The sequence below is a fragment of the Enterococcus mediterraneensis genome (assembly GCF_900604485.1).
Lineage (GTDB): Bacteria > Bacillota > Bacilli > Lactobacillales > Enterococcaceae > Enterococcus_C > Enterococcus_C mediterraneensis.
In genome coordinates this window covers 313,355-329,860 of the sequence record NZ_UWOP01000001.1, presented here as the reverse complement: position 1 = coordinate 329,860, position 16,506 = coordinate 313,355, and the positions used below count along the sequence as shown (strand labels likewise).

General features: G+C 41.2%; 14 protein-coding genes. 12 read left to right on the top strand and 2 right to left on the bottom strand.

The features are described from left to right. Positions 1-5: 5 nt before the first annotated feature. Genes hslV through EFB00_RS01540 form a run of 4 tightly spaced genes read left to right on the top strand, consistent with a single transcriptional unit; the run spans position 6 to position 3,660 of the window. Entirely contained in the window at positions 6-548 is a 543-nt protein-coding gene (gene hslV / locus EFB00_RS01555; RefSeq protein WP_122645182.1) for an ATP-dependent protease subunit HslV, read from the top strand. A 14-nt stretch (positions 549-562) separates the two neighbouring features. Further along, positions 563-1,963: an ATP-dependent protease ATPase subunit HslU gene (gene hslU / locus EFB00_RS01550; RefSeq protein WP_122645181.1), complete on the top strand. Its 1,401-nt coding sequence runs from the start codon at positions 563-565 to the stop codon at positions 1,961-1,963. Positions 1,964-1,981: 18 nt separating this feature from the next. After that, the gene (gene codY / locus EFB00_RS01545) at positions 1,982-2,773 is read left to right on the top strand and encodes a GTP-sensing pleiotropic transcriptional regulator CodY (RefSeq protein ID WP_122645180.1); all 792 of its coding nucleotides are present in this window, start codon (positions 1,982-1,984) and stop codon (positions 2,771-2,773) included. 11 nt (positions 2,774-2,784) lie between these two features. Beyond that, entirely contained in the window at positions 2,785-3,660 is an 876-nt protein-coding gene (locus tag EFB00_RS01540) for an aldose 1-epimerase family protein (RefSeq protein WP_122645179.1), read from the top strand. Positions 3,661-3,830: 170 nt separating this feature from the next. On the opposite strand, the gene plsY is transcribed toward EFB00_RS01540, so the two are convergent. Further along, positions 3,831-4,472 (bottom strand): glycerol-3-phosphate 1-O-acyltransferase PlsY, encoded by a 642-nt coding sequence (gene plsY / locus EFB00_RS01535; protein ID WP_122645178.1) that lies wholly within the window; start codon positions 4,470-4,472, stop codon positions 3,831-3,833. A gap of 106 nt (positions 4,473-4,578) precedes the next feature. Between plsY and EFB00_RS01530 the strand changes: the two genes are divergently transcribed. From EFB00_RS01530 to EFB00_RS01495, 8 genes are all read left to right on the top strand, one after another. Continuing rightward, a complete protein-coding gene (locus tag EFB00_RS01530; protein WP_122647014.1) occupies positions 4,579-4,995 on the top strand; it encodes a CoA-binding protein in 417 nt (138 codons plus the stop codon). Between the two features lie 156 nt (positions 4,996-5,151). Beyond that, complete coding sequence (gene parE / locus EFB00_RS01525) at positions 5,152-7,206, top strand: DNA topoisomerase IV subunit B (protein ID WP_122647013.1); 2,055 nt, start codon at positions 5,152-5,154, stop codon at positions 7,204-7,206. Between the two features lie 12 nt (positions 7,207-7,218). Then, entirely contained in the window at positions 7,219-9,684 is a 2,466-nt protein-coding gene (gene parC, locus EFB00_RS01520; protein WP_122645177.1) for a DNA topoisomerase IV subunit A, read from the top strand. Between the two features lie 265 nt (positions 9,685-9,949). After that, positions 9,950-12,196 carry a formate C-acetyltransferase gene (pflB, locus tag EFB00_RS01515; protein WP_122645176.1) on the top strand — a complete coding sequence of 749 codons (2,247 nt, stop codon included), beginning with the start codon at positions 9,950-9,952 and terminating at the stop codon, positions 12,194-12,196. A gap of 88 nt (positions 12,197-12,284) precedes the next feature. Continuing rightward, on the top strand, positions 12,285-13,064 hold the full coding sequence (gene pflA, locus EFB00_RS01510) for a pyruvate formate-lyase-activating protein (protein ID WP_122645175.1): 780 nt from the start codon (positions 12,285-12,287) through the stop codon (positions 13,062-13,064). Positions 13,065-13,151: 87 nt separating this feature from the next. Further along, positions 13,152-14,081 carry a manganese-dependent inorganic pyrophosphatase gene (locus tag EFB00_RS01505; RefSeq protein ID WP_122645174.1) on the top strand — a complete coding sequence of 310 codons (930 nt, stop codon included), beginning with the start codon at positions 13,152-13,154 and terminating at the stop codon, positions 14,079-14,081. Positions 14,082-14,253: 172 nt separating this feature from the next. Next, positions 14,254-15,060, top strand: a complete 807-nt coding sequence (locus EFB00_RS01500) for a DUF1803 domain-containing protein (protein WP_122645173.1) — start codon at positions 14,254-14,256, stop codon at positions 15,058-15,060. A gap of 126 nt (positions 15,061-15,186) precedes the next feature. Next, positions 15,187-15,624, top strand: a complete 438-nt coding sequence (locus EFB00_RS01495) for a hypothetical protein (protein WP_122645172.1) — start codon at positions 15,187-15,189, stop codon at positions 15,622-15,624. Positions 15,625-15,823: 199 nt separating this feature from the next. On the opposite strand, the gene EFB00_RS01485 is transcribed toward EFB00_RS01495, so the two are convergent. Continuing rightward, on the bottom strand, positions 15,824-16,447 hold the full coding sequence (locus tag EFB00_RS01485; RefSeq protein WP_122645170.1) for a hypothetical protein: 624 nt from the start codon (positions 16,445-16,447) through the stop codon (positions 15,824-15,826). Positions 16,448-16,506 lie beyond the last annotated feature (59 nt).

Here is a 16,506-nt window from a genome sequence, read left to right as displayed (position 1 = left end):
AATCAATGGAATCACAATTTCATTCAACTACGATCTGTGCAGTTGAAAAAGATGGAAAATTTGCGATGGCTGGAGACGGTCAAGTTACAATGGGCGAACAAGTCGTCATGAAAGGAACTGCCCGTAAAGTCCGCCGTATCTACAATGGCGAAGTGGTAGTCGGTTTTGCCGGCAGTGTCGCCGATGCCTTTACTTTGGAAGAAAAATTTGAAGGAAAACTGAATGAATACAACGGCAATTTGCAAAGAGCAGCGGTTGAATTGGCGCAAGAATGGCGCACGCAGCAAGCGATGCAAAAATTAGAAGCGATGCTGATCGTGATGAACGATAAAGAAATGCTGCTGGTTTCCGGTACAGGTGAAGTGATCGCACCGGATGATGGCATCTTAGCGATCGGTTCCGGCGGGAATTATGCTTTAGCTGCTGCCCGCGCGATGAAAACTTACAGCAACGAGATGACCGCTAAAGAAATCGCTGAAAATGCGTTGAATATTGCCGCTGATATTTGTGTTTTTACCAATCACAATATCATTGTCGAAGAAATGTAGTGAGGAGATTTTTTATGCAATCTATGAACAAAACACCAAGAGAAATCGTGAAAGAATTAGATCAATATATCGTCGGACAACAAGCGGCGAAAAAATCAGTCGCTGTGGCGTTGCGGAATCGTTATCGCCGTTTGCAGCTGGAAGAAAGCATGCAGCAAGAGATCACTCCCAAAAATATGCTGATGATCGGACCGACTGGTGTCGGGAAAACTGAAATCGCCCGCCGTTTGGCAAAAATCGTTCAAGCGCCTTTTGTAAAGGTAGAAGCAACGAAATTTACCGAAGTCGGCTATGTCGGCCGTGACGTTGAGTCGATGGTCCGAGATCTTGTGGAAAATGCCATCCAGATCGTACAAAAAGAACAATACAGCCGAGTGTACGCGAGAGCTTCTAAAAAAGCCAACCGCCGTCTCGTAAAGGTATTGGTTCCAGGAATCAAAAAAGAACAAAAACAATCTTCGAATCCTTACGAACAGATGATGAACATCTTTTCAGCGTCGCAAAACCAAAATGACGAGCCAAAAGAAGAATTGACAGAAGAAATCAAAACCAACCGTCAAGCGATTTTTGAACAATTGGAAAAAGGACTTCTGGATAATCGTGAAGTAACCATTGAAATCGACGAGCCAAAGACAGCAGCGCCAATGATGAACAACGGATTGGAGCAAATGGGAATCGATTTGAATGAAACATTAGGGGCGTTGAAGCCGAAGAAGAAGATTGAACGGACAGTAACCGTCAAAGAAGCTCGCGAACTATTGATCCAAGAAGAATCTTCAAAATTGGTCAACGAAGCGGACATCCACAGCGAAGCGATTCGTCTGGCAGAATCAAATGGGATCATTTTTATTGATGAAATCGACAAGATCACATCAAAATCCCAACAATCCGGTGAAGTATCTCGTGAAGGAGTACAGCGGGACATCTTGCCAATCGTAGAAGGCTCGCAAGTGAACACGAAATACGGCGCGATTCAAACAGATCATATTTTATTTATCGCATCCGGAGCCTTCCATTTATCCAAACCAAGTGATCTGATCCCTGAATTGCAAGGACGTTTCCCAATCCGTGTAGAATTGGAAGACCTGACAGCAGAAGATTTCGTCAAGATTTTGACCGAACCAAACAATGCGCTGGTCAAACAATATATCGCCTTGTTGGAAACAGAAAATATCAAAGTAACATTTACTATCGAAGCGATCCAACGCATCGCACAAATCGCTTTTGACGTCAATCGCGATACCGACAATATCGGAGCACGCCGTCTTCACACTATTTTGGAAAAACTACTAGAAGATTTGTTGTTTGAAGCTTCTGATATGCAAATGGGTGAAATTACCATTACAGAAAGCTATGTAGATGAAAAACTGGGTTCTATTGTGGAAGATCAAGATTTAAGTCGTTACATTTTATAAGGAGATGAGGAGTAAAAAATGACAACTTTATTGGAAAAAACGAGACGTATCAATGAATTACTGCAACAAAAAAATACCTTTGATATGAACGCGGAATTGCCCTACGATAAGATGGCAATGAGCTTGGGGGATATTTTAGACAGCAACACGTATATTATCAGTAGCGAAGGTGCACTATTGGGCTTCAATGAAAAGCATGATGTGAACAACGATCGTGTAAAAAATATGTTTGTAGAAAAACAATTCCCTAAAAGCTACACCGATACAGTAGATCATTTAGGTAAAACAGAAGCCAATATTCCCATCAGCAGCGACATGACGGCATTTCCGATTGAAACCCGGGAACAATATCCAGACGGATTGACAACAGTCGTTCCGATCTTTGGAGCTGGTGAACGCTTAGGAACTATTATTTTAGCGCGTATCGACGCTTCATTTGATGATGAAGATCTTGTATTGGCAGAGTATGGTGCAACAGTGGTAGGGATGCAATTCTTGTATCAAAAATCCCGCAGCATCGAAGAAGACGTCCGCAGTGCGACTGCAGTACAGATGGCTATCAACACGTTGTCCTACAGCGAGTTAAAAGCAGTACAAGCGATCTTTGACGCATTAGAAGGAGACGAAGGACGCTTGACAGCTTCTAATATCGCTGATGAAATCGGGATCACTCGATCTGTGATCGTAAATGCTTTGCGTAAATTGGAATCTGCTGGTATTATCGAATCACGTTCATTAGGAATGAAAGGGACTTATCTTCGGGTGTTAAACGACCGATTCAAAGAAGAATTAACGAAACACGCCTACTAGGAGGGAAAGAAATGTCTGTCACTATTGAAAACAATCAGTTGATCGCAGTTATCGCGGAACATGGGGCAGAGCTTCAAAGTTTAAAGAGCAAAGCTCATGATTTAGAGTATATTTGGAAAGGTGATCCGGAATACTGGGGCAAACACGCACCGTTACTGTTTCCTATCGTTGGAGCGCTTAAAAACGATCAATATACCTACCAAGGCAAAACCTATACCTTGCCGCGGCATGGTTTTGCCCGCAACATGGATTTTGAAGTAATCGACCAGACAACGGATACTGCCAGTTTCCGATTGACCAGTTCGGAAGCAACACGGGAAAATTACCCTTTTGACTTCGAACTGTATGTGCATTACGAATTGGGAGGCGAAGGGATTCAGATCCGTTATGAAGTCCTGAACACCAGTGAAGAAGAGATGCTGTTTTCGATTGGCGGACATCCGGCATTCAATGTACCGCTAGATCCTAAATTGAATTTTGAAGATTATTATCTAGCCTTTTCACCAAGAAAATCTCGTTTGATTTTGCCGTTGGAAGGCAATTATATCAATATGGATCAGCGGACACTTGGACAAACCAACACCAATATCGGTTTAAGCCATGAATTGTTTAAAAATGACGCGCTGATCTATGAAACAAAAGGATTGAATTCTATTTCAATCTGCAGCGACTATTCACCTCATTCAGTGACAGTGACCTACAACGATATGCCTTATGTAGGGATTTGGTCACCTTCACCAAAAGAAGCGCCGTTTGTTTGTATTGAACCATGGGTAGGCGTGGCGGATACACTGACTGCTTCTGGTGAACTAGTAGAAAAACTAGGAATTCAGCAATTAGCTGGGCGAGAAAAATTCCAAACAAAATACGCTATCACTGTAAAATAAAAAAGCCTTGAGACCAAGCCATAAGTCACCGCTAAACAAATATATCCAAACGCTCCAACTCGTATCTGCAAAAGCTGATCTGTCATAATTGTAGATTGCTTTTGCAAGAATAGTGGGTCGTTTGGATATCTCTTAGCTTGAATACTTATTTTCAGGTCTCAAAGGCTTACTTATTTATCTTTTCGACTGCTGTTCAGTCCAAAAGGCACGCGGCTTTCCGTACCGTTTTTGATCCGTTGTATGTTTTCTCGGTGTCGATAGAATATAAAGATCGTGATCCCTAATGCGATGAAAGTCAGCAGCCAATTTTGCTTCGGTAAAATCCCTGGAGCAACAAACGGCAAGATGACAGTCGATAGTGTGATTAAGACAGCCGCGATCATGCTGGTCAGACTGACGATACTGGTCAAGAAAAGTACGACCAAAAAGATAATGATCGAATAAAGGAAGAAAATCGGATTGTAGCCTAAAAGCATACCGCCGCTGGTTGCGACAGCTTTTCCTCCTTTAAAGCCGGCAAAAATCGGAAATGTATGGCCGATGACCGCACATACTCCAAACCATAAGGGATTGATGGAGTGAGACAAACCGAAAAGTACAGGCAGGTAAGTTGCTAAAGCACCTTTTAACACATCCAAGATGAAAACGACACTGCCGGCGGTTTTTCCTAATACACGAAATGTATTGGTGGTCCCCATATTACCGCTTCCGTATTTTCTGATGTCTTTATGATAGAAAATTTTGCCGATCCATACACCGGACGGGATGGAACCTAGCAGGTATGCTGCAAGTAACAAAATAATAAGTTTCATGATAATCCTCTCTTCAGGTAACTAGAGCAATTTTAGCATGAATAAAAAAGCGGAACAACTAAAAAAAGGAATAAAAGGAACCAAAAAAACAAATGAGGTGACGAAAATGACATTTAAAAATCCTGATCAACAAACTATCGCTAACTATCTGCATGAAGCCAAAACGATCGCAGTGGTAGGTTTGAGCAACAATCCAGATCGAACAAGTTATCGGATCGCTGAGATCTTACAGCAAAAAGGATACCGCATCATTCCAGTCAATCCTGTGGTTGAAGGAGAGATCTTAGGAGAAAAAGTTTATGATCGTCTGCAAGATATTCCAGAACACATCGATATCGTGGATATTTTCCGCCGCAGCGAATTTCTTCCTGCGATCGCACAAGACTTTTTAGAGACTGATGCGAAAGTTTTCTGGGCACAGCTGGGGATCGAAAACGAAGAAGCAGCAGAAATCTTGCAATCTGCCGGTAGAAATGATATTGTAATGGACCGATGCATCAAGATTGAATTAGGAAAAATTTAAACTGGAACAGTTTAGCAAATGTAGGAAATAATAGCGTTGGTGAGTAAGGGAGAGAGGATGAAAAAAATCTGCTTCTCTCTTTTTTTCACGCTGTTTTTAGAGTATCATAGAAAATGGTGCGATAAAAAGCACAGTTCAAATGAAGGAGCGTTGAATTTGGCAAAAAAGAAAACCAACGAATATAATGACGCTTCGATCCAAGTCTTAGAAGGATTAGAAGCCGTTCGTAAAAGACCCGGAATGTATATCGGTTCAACAGATAGCCGCGGTCTGCATCATTTAGTATATGAAATCGTTGATAATGCGGTGGATGAAGCATTATCAGGTTATGGGAATGAAATAAATGTAACGATCAATCACGACAACAGTATCACTGTAGCCGATAGCGGTCGGGGGATGCCGGTAGGGATGCATAGTTCAGGGATCCCGACTGTAGAAGTCATTTTTACAGTGCTCCATGCTGGAGGAAAATTCGGACAAGGCGGTTATAAAACTTCCGGCGGATTGCACGGGGTCGGTGCCAGTGTCGTAAACGCACTATCTAAATGGCTGACTGTCACGATCGTCCGTGACGGTGTCGAATATCAGCAGGAATTTAAAAATGGCGGCAAACCAGCCGGCACATTGAAAAAAATCGGCAAGACCAGAAAGAAAAATGGAACGACAGTAACTTTTCTACCAGATGATACGATTTTTTCCACGACAAAATTCTCTTATGAGATTTTAGCGGAACGTTTGCGAGAGTCAGCATTCTTGTTGCGGGGCGTAAAAATCACTTTGACAGATCGTCGTGAGGAAGAAGTCAGCGAGACATTTCATTTTGAAGAAGGTATCAAAGAGTTCGTTTCTTATTTGAATGAAGAAAAAGATACACTGACACCAGTCGTTTATTTTTCAGGAGAAAAAGAAGGGATCGAAGTCGAGATCGCTTATCAATACAATGACGGGTATTCTGAAAATGTCCTATCTTTTGTTAACAATGTCCGCACAAAAGACGGCGGGACGCATGAAGCAGGGATGAAAGCTTCTATGACGAAAGCCTATAACGAATATGCCCGCAAAGTAGGGATCTTGAAAGAAAAAGATAAAAATCTTGAGGGCAGTGATTTTCGTGAAGGTCTTGCGGCGGTCCTTTCGATCCGTGTACCGGAGAACCTGTTGCAGTTTGAAGGACAAACGAAAGAAAAATTAGGAACACCAATCGCTAGAAATGCTGTCGACAATGTGATCGGCGAACAATTAGGTTTTTACCTTCAAGAAAACAGCGAAATGAGCCAAATGCTGGTGCGCAAAGCGGTCAAAGCACGAGAAGCACGAGAAGCAGCCCGTAAAGCCCGGGAAGAAAGCCGCAGCGGGAAAAAACGCAAGAAGGGCGAATCGCTGTTATCTGGTAAACTTACTCCAGCACAATCGCGAAATCCTAAACGCAATGAACTCTATCTGGTGGAAGGAGATTCTGCCGGCGGATCAGCAAAACAAGGCCGCGATCGGAAATTCCAAGCAATCCTGCCGTTGCGGGGGAAAGTTATCAATACCGAAAAAGCCAAGATGCAAGATATCTTGAAAAATGAAGAAATCAATACGATGATCTATACCATCGGTGCAGGTGTCGGCCCAGAGTTCTCCATCGAAGATTGCAACTACGATAAAGTCATTATCATGACCGATGCGGATACCGACGGCGCCCATATCCAAGTATTGCTTTTGACATTTTTCTATCGTTACATGAAACCTTTGATCGAAGCCGGTAAAGTATATATTGCACTGCCGCCTCTTTATAAAGTGTCAAAAGGTGTCGGAAAAAAAGCCGTAGTAGAATATGCTTGGACAGATGAAGAATTAGCCGCTGTTACGAAAAAAGTCGGCAAAGGCTACATGCTGCAACGCTACAAAGGGTTGGGGGAAATGAACGCCGAACAGCTTTGGGAAACGACAATGGATCCAGCTACCCGTACACTGATCCGAGTGCGGATCGATGACGCGGCACAAGCAGAGCGCCGGGTTACCACATTGATGGGTGATAAAGTTGAACCGCGCCGGAAATGGATCGAGCGTCACGTCCAATTTACTTTGGAAGAAGAAGGCAGTATCTTGGAACGCAAAGAAAATGAAACGGAAGCTGTTCCAGTTGAATTTGAAGAATCAAAAAAACAAGAAAATGAAACAAACGAAATAAATGAAGTCAAAGAAAACAATTTATTTGATGAATAGGAGGTGCCCTTCTTGGAACATCAACACGATATACAAGAATTAACATTAGAAGAAGTGATGGGCGATCGTTTTGGCCGTTATTCAAAATACATCATCCAGGAACGGGCATTGCCGGATATCCGGGATGGATTAAAACCTGTTCAACGCCGAATCTTATTTGCCATGAACAAAGACGGCAACACCTACGATAAAGGATTCCGCAAATCAGCGAAATCTGTCGGGAACATCATGGGGAATTACCATCCTCACGGCGATAGCAGTATCTATGAAGCAATGGTGCGCATGAGCCAAGATTGGAAACTTCGCGAAGTTTTGATCGAAATGCATGGGAACAACGGGAGCATGGATGGTGATCCGCCGGCTGCCATGCGGTACACGGAAGCTCGTTTATCAGAACTCAGCGGAGAAATGCTGAAAGATATCGAAAAAGATACCGTAGATCTTGTTTGGAACTTTGATGATACCGAAAAAGAACCGACTGTACTGCCGGCTAAATATCCAAATCTGCTGGTCAACGGTTCGACTGGAATCTCTGCCGGGTATGCCACAGAGATTCCTACTCATAATTTAGATGAAGTGATCAGCGGTACCATCTATCTGATCGATCATCCTAATGCGTCATTGGAGAAACTGATGGAATTTATTCCAGGACCGGATTTTCCTACTGGCGGTATCTTACAAGGTAAAGAAGAACTGAAAAAAGCCTACGAGTCTGGACGCGGCAAAGTGATTTTACGTTCACAAACACGGATCGAAGACATGAAAGGCAATAAACAACAGATCGTCATCACAGAGATTCCTTATGAAGTCAATAAGGCGACATTAGTGAAAAAAATGGATGAGGTCCGTTTGAACAAGAAAGTGGAAGGGATCGCAGAAGTTCGGGATGAAAGCGATCGGACCGGTTTGCGGATCGTTGTTGAATTGAAAAAAGATGTCAATGCGGAAGGTATCTTGAATTATTTATTCAAAAATACTGAACTGCAGATCAATTACAATTTCAACATGGTAGCTATTGATGAGATGCGTCCGCAGCAAGTCGGCTTGAAACGGATCTTGGAAAGCTATATAGAACATCGCAAAGATGTAGTCTTAAAACGCAGCCGCTATGAATTGGATAAAGCCCAAAAACGTCAGCATATCGTTGACGGCTTGATCAAAGCTTTGTCGATCTTAGACAAAGTGATCGCAACGATTCGCGGCAGTAAAGACAAAAAAGACGCGAAAAACAATTTAGTGATCCATCATGGATTTACTGAAGAGCAAGCAGAAGCGATCGTGACGTTACAATTGTACCGTTTGACGAATACGGATATCACTCAACTGCAAAAAGAAGCCAAGGACCTGCAGGAATATATCGCTGATCGCATCAAGATCTTGAATAATGAATCAGAATTGCTGAAAGTGATCAAAAAAGAATTGCGGGAAGTCAAAAAGAAATACGGCAATCCTCGTCTAACGAAGATCCAAGATAAGATCGAAGAGATCAAGATCGAAACAGAAGTCTTGGTGGCACAAGAAGATGTTGTTGTAGCTATCACTCATGACGGGTATATCAAACGCAGCAGCTTGCGCTCATACAGCGCCTCGAAGCCAAATGAGCTGGGAATGAAAGATGGCGACGCTGTTTTATTCACACAACAAGTCAACACGTTGGATCATTTATTGATCGTGACCAACCGCGGCAACATGATTTATCGTCCAGTCCATGAGCTTCCTGATCTGAAATGGAAGGACATCGGTGAACATATCTCCCAGACAATGATGAATCTTTCAATGGACGAATCGATTTTAGCGGTGTTCACTTATAAAGAACTTGATCCGCAAAAGAATTTTGTGATGATCACTAAAAAAGGTTTGATCAAGCAAACTCGGATGACTGAATTCGAACCGTGGCGGACGTATAAGAGTCGCCCGTTGTCCGTTGTCAAATTCAAAGACGCGCAAGACGAGTTGATCAACTGTTTCTTAGTGACACAAGATGATGCGATGGATGTCTTTTTAGTCAGCAACCGCGGTTTTGGATTGCGCTATCCATTAGCAGAAGTTCCGGTTATCGGTCCGAAAGCCGCAGGGGTCAAATCAATGAACCTAAAAGACGATGATGAGGTTGCAGGCGGACTGCTGGTTTATTCTGAAGGAGATACACCGATAGTCATCGTTACCCAACGAGGTGCTGTCAAACGCATGCTGGCACAGGAATTGAATCAGTTAGGACGAGCAAAACGGGGATTGATGGTTCTACGAGAATTGAAAAAGAACCCGCATCGTATCGTTTACATGGGATCAGGTGAAAATCGCCAATTGATTGTTCAAAATCAAAAAGGACAACAAGTGGAAATCAATACCAATGATTATCCTGTCAGCGATCGAACCTCCAACGGATCGTTTGTTATGGATGAAAAACAAGGCGGCACAATCATTGAGGTCCAAGAAATAAAAGATCCGGCGATCGAGTCAAATCAAACTGTTATATAGTTATATGCATCAGTCGCAATCTGTATCAATACAGATTGCGACTTTTTTGTCAAATAAAATGATTTTATTAAAATAGACGAAAAATAAATTCAAGCGTTCACATACGTTATTCCTTTAGCATTAAGGTTTTTTAAGGCTTTTATTTTTGCCGAGTGATATTTGTTCAAATAAATACAAGAAAATGCTTGCAAAGAACGTGTCTTGTGTTATACTTGCCTTGTAAAGCTGTTACATATTGAACAGAAAGATTAAGGAGGTCCATTAAATGGAACAATGGAATGGATTTAAAGGCACCATCTGGAAAGAAGAAGTCAATACTCGTGATTTTATTCAAACTAACTACACTCCATATGAAGGAAATGCTGATTTCTTAGCTGAGCCAACAGACGCTACAAAGACTCTTTGGAGCAAATTACAAGACCTACAAAAACAAGAACGCGAAAATGGCGGCGTACTTGACATGGAAGCTGACGTAGTATCTGCTGCAAATGCATACGGCGCTGGTTATATCGATGAATCATTGAAAGATTTAGAAAAAGTTGTCGGTATCCAAACTGACAAACCTTTGAAACGTGCATTCATGCCTTATGGCGGTATCCGCATGGCAGAAGAAGCTTTGGAAAGCTATGGTTACCAACCAAATCCTAAATTTACTGAAATCTTCACAAAATACCATAAAACACATAACCAAGGCGTTTTTGACGCTTATACTCCTGAAATCCGCGCGGCACGCCGCAACAAGATCATTACAGGTCTTCCTGACACATATGGTCGTGGACGGATCGTCGGTGACTACCGTCGTGTAGCATTGTACGGAATCGATTACTTGATGGAACAAAAATTCAAAGATCATGAAAACTGCGGACATGGACAATTCACAGATGAAGACATCCGCCTGCGCGAAGAAATCACTGATCAATACAATGCATTGAAACGCATGAAAGAAATGGCTGCTGCATACGGCTATGATATTTCTCGTCCAGCTGCAAACGCACAAGAAGCTGTTCAATGGTTGTACTTCGGTTACCTTGCAGCGATCAAAGAACAAAACGGTGCTGCAATGTCTATCGGACGTGTTTCAACTTTCTTGGATATCTATATCCAACGCGACTTGAAAAACGGAACATTGACTGAAGATGGCGCACAAGAATTGATCGACCACTTAGTAATGAAATTACGTATGGTGAAATTCGCGCGTATCCCTTCATATAACGAATTGTTCTCTGGCGACCCTGTATGGGCAACATTATCTATCGCTGGTATGGGCTTAGACGGCCGCACATTGGTAACGAAGAATGACTTCCGTTTCTTGCGTACATTGCAAAACATGGGTCCTTCTCCAGAACCAAACTTGACTGTTTTATATTCTTCTCGTTTACCACAAGGGTTCAAAGATTACGCTGCTAAGATCTCTATCGAAACATCTTCGATCCAATATGAAAACGACGATGTTATGCGTCCAGTATGGTTAGATGACTATGCGATCTGCTGCTGTGTATCAGCTACTCAAACTGGTAAAGAAATGCAATTCTTCGGTGCTCGCGCCAACCTTGCGAAAGCGTTGTTGTATGCGATCAACGGCGGGATCGATGAAAAATCAAAAGCACAAGTCGGCCCAGCATACCGTCCAGTTACTTCTGACGATGCATTGGATTACGATGAAGTGATGGCAAAATATGATGACATGTTAGAATGGTTGGCTGGAATGTATGTCAATACATTGAACATCATCCACTACATGCATGATAAATACTTCTATGAAGCAGCTGAATTGGCATTGATGGATACAAACTTGAAACGTACATTTGCTACAGGTATCGCTGGATTCTCACACGTTGTGGATTCATTATCTGCTATCAAATACGCAAAAGTTTACCCAGTCCGCGATGAAGACGGCTTAGTAATTGATTACAAGACAGAAGGCGAATTCCCTAAATATGGTAACGACGACAATCGTGCCGACGATATCGCTGTATGGTTATTGAAGACATTCATGGAAAAATTGGAACACTACCATACTTACCGTGATTCAGAACCAACAACTTCAATCTTGACGATCACATCAAACGTGGTTTATGGTAAAGCAACAGGTAACTTGCCAGATGGACGTCCTGCAGGCGCACCATTATCACCAGGTGCCAACCCATCTTATGGTGCAGAACAACACGGCTTGTTAGCTTCATTGAACTCATTGACAAAACTGCCTTACGAATATGCGTTAGACGGAATCTCAAATACACAAAGTATCAACCCAGACGCTTTAGGACATGACGAAGAAGAACAAATCGCAAACTTGTCCAGCGTATTGAACGGATACTTTGACCAAGGCGCACACCACTTGAACGTGAACGTCTTTGGTAAAGAAAAACTGATCGATGCAATGGAACATCCAGAAAAAGAAGAATACGCAAACTTCACGATTCGTGTTTCTGGATATGCAGTTAAATTCATCGACTTGACTCGTGAACAACAATTAGACGTTATCAGCCGTACATTCCACGAAAAAATGTAGGCACGTCATTTTGTGAATAGTACAAAACGAAGGCGGATGGACGGAGTTCTATTCGCTTTCGTTTTTTTAGATAAAGGAGGAGCTGTTTATGACAACAGTGACTGAACAACCGATTATTGGCAATATCCATTCTACAGAAAGTTTTGGTTCCGTTGATGGACCTGGTGTTCGCTTCATCGTCTTTATGCAAGGATGCCGGATGCGCTGCCAATTTTGTCACAATCCAGATACATGGAAAATCAATGATCCAAAAGCAAAACAACGGACAGCAGAAGATGTATTGGAAGAAGCGCTGCATTATAAAAGCTATTGGGGAGAAAAAGGCGGGATCACCGTCAGCGGCGGCGAACCATTACTGCAAATCGATTTTTTGATCGATCTTTTCAAAAAAGCCAAAGCGCTGGGAATCAATACAACACTAGATACGTGTGGAAATCCATTTACCCGTAAAGAACCATTCTTTTCTAAATTTAACGAATTGATGGAGTATACGGACCTGATCTTATTTGATATCAAACAAATCGATGACCATAAACACCGGGAATTGACAGGTCAAACCAATAGCAACATCTTGGAAATGGCTAAGTATTTATCTGAGATCAATAAACCTGTTTGGATCCGCCACGTATTGGTTCCTTTCCGTAGTGATTTTGATGAATTTCTGATTCGTTTGGATACCTTTATCAAGTCATTGAACAATGTTGATAAAGTAGAAATCCTTCCTTATCATACGATGGGCAAATACAAATGGGAAAAATTAGATCTGGCATATCCGCTAGATGGAATCGAACCGCCAACAGAAGACCGTGTTCAAAATGCCAAGGAATTACTGCACACAAGTGATTACACAGGTTATTTGACGAGATAAGATACAGCAGGAAAGAGGAGATTTTTATTGAATCTTTCCTGTTTTTTGCTATCATTAGAATGAAGTGAATAAAAAGGAGCGAATCACATGTCAAAAGTTTTAGTTTTCGGTCATCAAAATCCAGATACCGACGCGATCGGTGCAGCCATCGCCTTTGCACATCTTCAAAAAGAATTAGGGGTAGAAGCAGAAGCTGTGGCTTTGGGAACACCTAGTGAAGAAACACAATATGCATTGGATCATTTTCAATTAGAAGCACCACGAGTTGTTGAAAAAGCGAACGGTGAAACAGAAGACGTTATGCTGGTAGATCACAACGAATTCCAACAAAGTATCTCAGATATCAAGGACCTGAACATTTTATCAGTCGTTGACCATCATCGGATCGCTAACTTCGAAACGGCTAATCCTTTATACTATCGTGCAGAACCTGTAGGCTGTACTAGTACGATCGTTTTAAAAATGTATAAAGAAGCGGAAATCGAAGTACCAAAAGCAATCGCTGGTATCATGCTGTCAGCGATCATTTCCGATACATTATTATTCAAATCACCAACTTGTACCAAAGAAGATGTAAATGCTGCAACAGAACTTGCTGCCCTTGCAGAAGTCGATCTTAACAGCTATGGTTTAGAAATGCTGAAAGCCGGTACTAATTTAGGAGACAAATCTGTAGAAGAACTTTTGGATCTGGACGCGAAAAGTTTCCCAATGGGCGACAACAATGTGCGGATCGCGCAAGTCAATACAGTCGATCTGAATGAAGTATTTGAACGTCAAGCAGAGTTAGAAACTGCGATGGCTGCCGCAAACAAAGACAATGGGTATGATCTCTTTTTATTAGTTGCTACAGATATTTTAGAAAGCAATTCGGAATTGTTGGTTGTTGGTAAAGCGACAGATAAAGTCGAAGAAGCTTTCCAAACGACATTGGATAATAACCGCGCATTGTTAAAAGGTGTAGTTTCTCGTAAAAAACAAGTTGTACCTCAATTAACAGAAGCTTTTACAAAATAGAATTTTAGGGATCGTGACATAACTCAACGCTGATCAGACATCCAAAAAGTATCACAGAGCTTCCATAAAATGATAATCTGCTGAAAGTTGCAGGTCATTTCTGGGATATGTAAGAGGATGGAGATAGCTGGGGGAGATGTCATGATCTCTTTTTTAGAGACAAGGAGCGCTTATGCAATTTTTTTATCAAAAAACGGAGCGGTTCGTTCATGACGACCGCTTTGCCAAATTAGTTGAACACATCCAAGGACCTCAAGCGCCGACATTGCGACAATTAAAGGCAGCTTTTCCGGATCCGGGATTTGAAAAGTTTTTGGATAAACTTATTGAGCATGAACTGATCGTAAGAAAAGAGCGACGTTACTATCTGGGATTTCCGATTTATTCGCAAAAGGAGATACAAGCACAGCAAGAACAACTGGAAACCAGCAGATTTTTTGGGGAAACAGATACGAACCAATTATTGCTGAGCATATACGAGCAGATCAAAAAGAAAACCTATTTTTTTGCGGTAGAAGATGGAATCCGGCTGCCTGCGTTTTATCAAGTGGGAAATAAAACACTGCAGTTTTATACAGTCAGTTATCAGAACACTTCTGAAACAAGTCTTCCGATTTATTTTACAAACAATCGCAACGGGGAAGAGGACCTCAACGATCCGCAACTGCAGCAAATGATCGGTGATGTCAACGAAGAGTATTTCTTTGATCAAGTTGCTGTCATTTTAGAAAAAATTCCTAACAAAAGAATACGAAGAAGTATTTTTTTAGAAGCATTGCTTGAAACAAAAATGATCAAGCCGCAAGATACAAGCTACCAATTGTTGATTCCCGTCATTCCAGAAAAAGCAGAGACCGATTTTCCAGAAGTTGAGTCACTATCTGTACTTCAACTTTTTCTTTTAGCTGATTTATTGCTGTCAAAACAAGAACTTCAACAGATTAATTTTATTGTTTTGTCTCCGATTTCAGAGGGATGAAATAAGCAAGAATATTAAAAAATTAAATAATGATGATTAAAATTAGAATATAACAAGCGTCCTGATTGAAATTGCCATTTTTTGTTGCTATCATAAACATAGTACTCAATGAAGGAGCGTTTTGTGATGGAAAGTGTTAAGGAGAATTTAAAGAAAAAACAGAAAAATGGCGAAGTAATCACATTTGTAGCTAAAGAAGAAATAGGGAAAGCTCGTAAGGAATTGCAGGTCAGCGGTTTTGATGATGCAAAATTTTCAGATGGTGAGTTGATCCTAGCTATCAGACATAAAAAATCGCTATGTGCGGCAACAGTTGTCCCAGTGATCTTAGATTGGCTCATCGAAAAGAACTTTATTTTGTCTGGTTCGCAAGCTATCAGTTATCTTCATGATAAAACAAGAGGGAATAACGAACGGATGAGATACCAAGTGGTTGGCGAGATCGATTTTGACACGGAAGGCAATTACTTTTTAGTGGTAGCTACTAGTGGGAAAAAGAAGATCGAGAGCATGTACAAAGTTTACACTGGCGGGCAGGTCAAAGAATTGTGGGCAAACAATTAGTATTAAAAATAAAGACGAACCTCTTTTGCAAGTGATGGGACAAAATCCGCCATTTGCAAAAGAGGTTTTTGTATCAAAAAGTTTGATCTCGCTTGTATTTTTCAAACTTTTATCAATGAATACTGGAAGTCAAAAAAAAGCTGATTTGCTTTTCTCTGCAAATCAGCTTTTTTTGACTTCCTTTATTATTATCATAATTTTATTGTGCGGTTCGGGATTTTGAACTGTAAACGAACACTGTAAGAGTAGCGATCACGATCACATCGACCAAAAGACTTCCAGTATTTGGTAACGTAAATTCAGACAGAACCAATGTGTAAAGGATGCTGCCGATATAAACGACTAAGCAAGCAAGGATCACTAACGCATAGAATAAGTATTGTTGTCGATTCAAAAAATTTATTAAATAGAAAAATAACGACATTATTACAAGGATCAGTTGAATACCCGCTAAAACAAGATAAACAAAGGAATTTGGATCGAAAATCAAGACGAAGCTTCGTAAAGTAAGCAGGACCTGACAGGCGATCATTAATTTTGTCGCTTCAACGAAACCATCGCTGAATATTTGTTTGAAATAAAAAAACAGACTGATACTGAATAAATTACCTAGCAGAATAAAGGTATGGAGAAAGAAATCCGAACCTCCTATCGTCTGATACTTGACGGAATAAACCGGATCAGAAAAAAGCAATGAGAAAGTTTGCTGCGTCAATACTATATGAAACAAGAAGGAAATGATAGCAATCACACCGCTGCCAAGTAATATTCGCTTTAATAATTTTTCTTTATGAATGACTGTACACCTCCAATCATCAACCAAATAAGACTTCATACATAATGATAACAAAATGATAAAAATTTGTCGATTCTTTCACATAT

Excerpts from the sequence above, each read along its gene's own strand:
- hslV (WP_122645182.1), top strand. The coding sequence starts at position 6 with ATGGAATCACAATTTCATTCAACTACGATCTGTGCAGTTGAAAAAGAT.
- hslU (WP_122645181.1), top strand. The coding sequence starts at position 563 with ATGCAATCTATGAACAAAACACCAAGAGAAATCGTGAAAGAATTAGAT.
- codY (WP_122645180.1), top strand. The coding sequence starts at position 1,982 with ATGACAACTTTATTGGAAAAAACGAGACGTATCAATGAATTACTGCAA.
- EFB00_RS01540 (WP_122645179.1), top strand. The coding sequence starts at position 2,785 with ATGTCTGTCACTATTGAAAACAATCAGTTGATCGCAGTTATCGCGGAA.
- plsY (WP_122645178.1), bottom strand. The coding sequence starts at position 4,472 with ATGAAACTTATTATTTTGTTACTTGCAGCATACCTGCTAGGTTCCATC.
- EFB00_RS01530 (WP_122647014.1), top strand. The coding sequence starts at position 4,579 with ATGACATTTAAAAATCCTGATCAACAAACTATCGCTAACTATCTGCAT.
- pflB (WP_122645176.1), top strand. The coding sequence starts at position 9,950 with ATGGAACAATGGAATGGATTTAAAGGCACCATCTGGAAAGAAGAAGTC.
- pflA (WP_122645175.1), top strand. The coding sequence starts at position 12,285 with ATGACAACAGTGACTGAACAACCGATTATTGGCAATATCCATTCTACA.
- EFB00_RS01505 (WP_122645174.1), top strand. The coding sequence starts at position 13,152 with ATGTCAAAAGTTTTAGTTTTCGGTCATCAAAATCCAGATACCGACGCG.
- EFB00_RS01500 (WP_122645173.1), top strand. The coding sequence starts at position 14,254 with ATGCAATTTTTTTATCAAAAAACGGAGCGGTTCGTTCATGACGACCGC.
- EFB00_RS01495 (WP_122645172.1), top strand. The coding sequence starts at position 15,187 with ATGGAAAGTGTTAAGGAGAATTTAAAGAAAAAACAGAAAAATGGCGAA.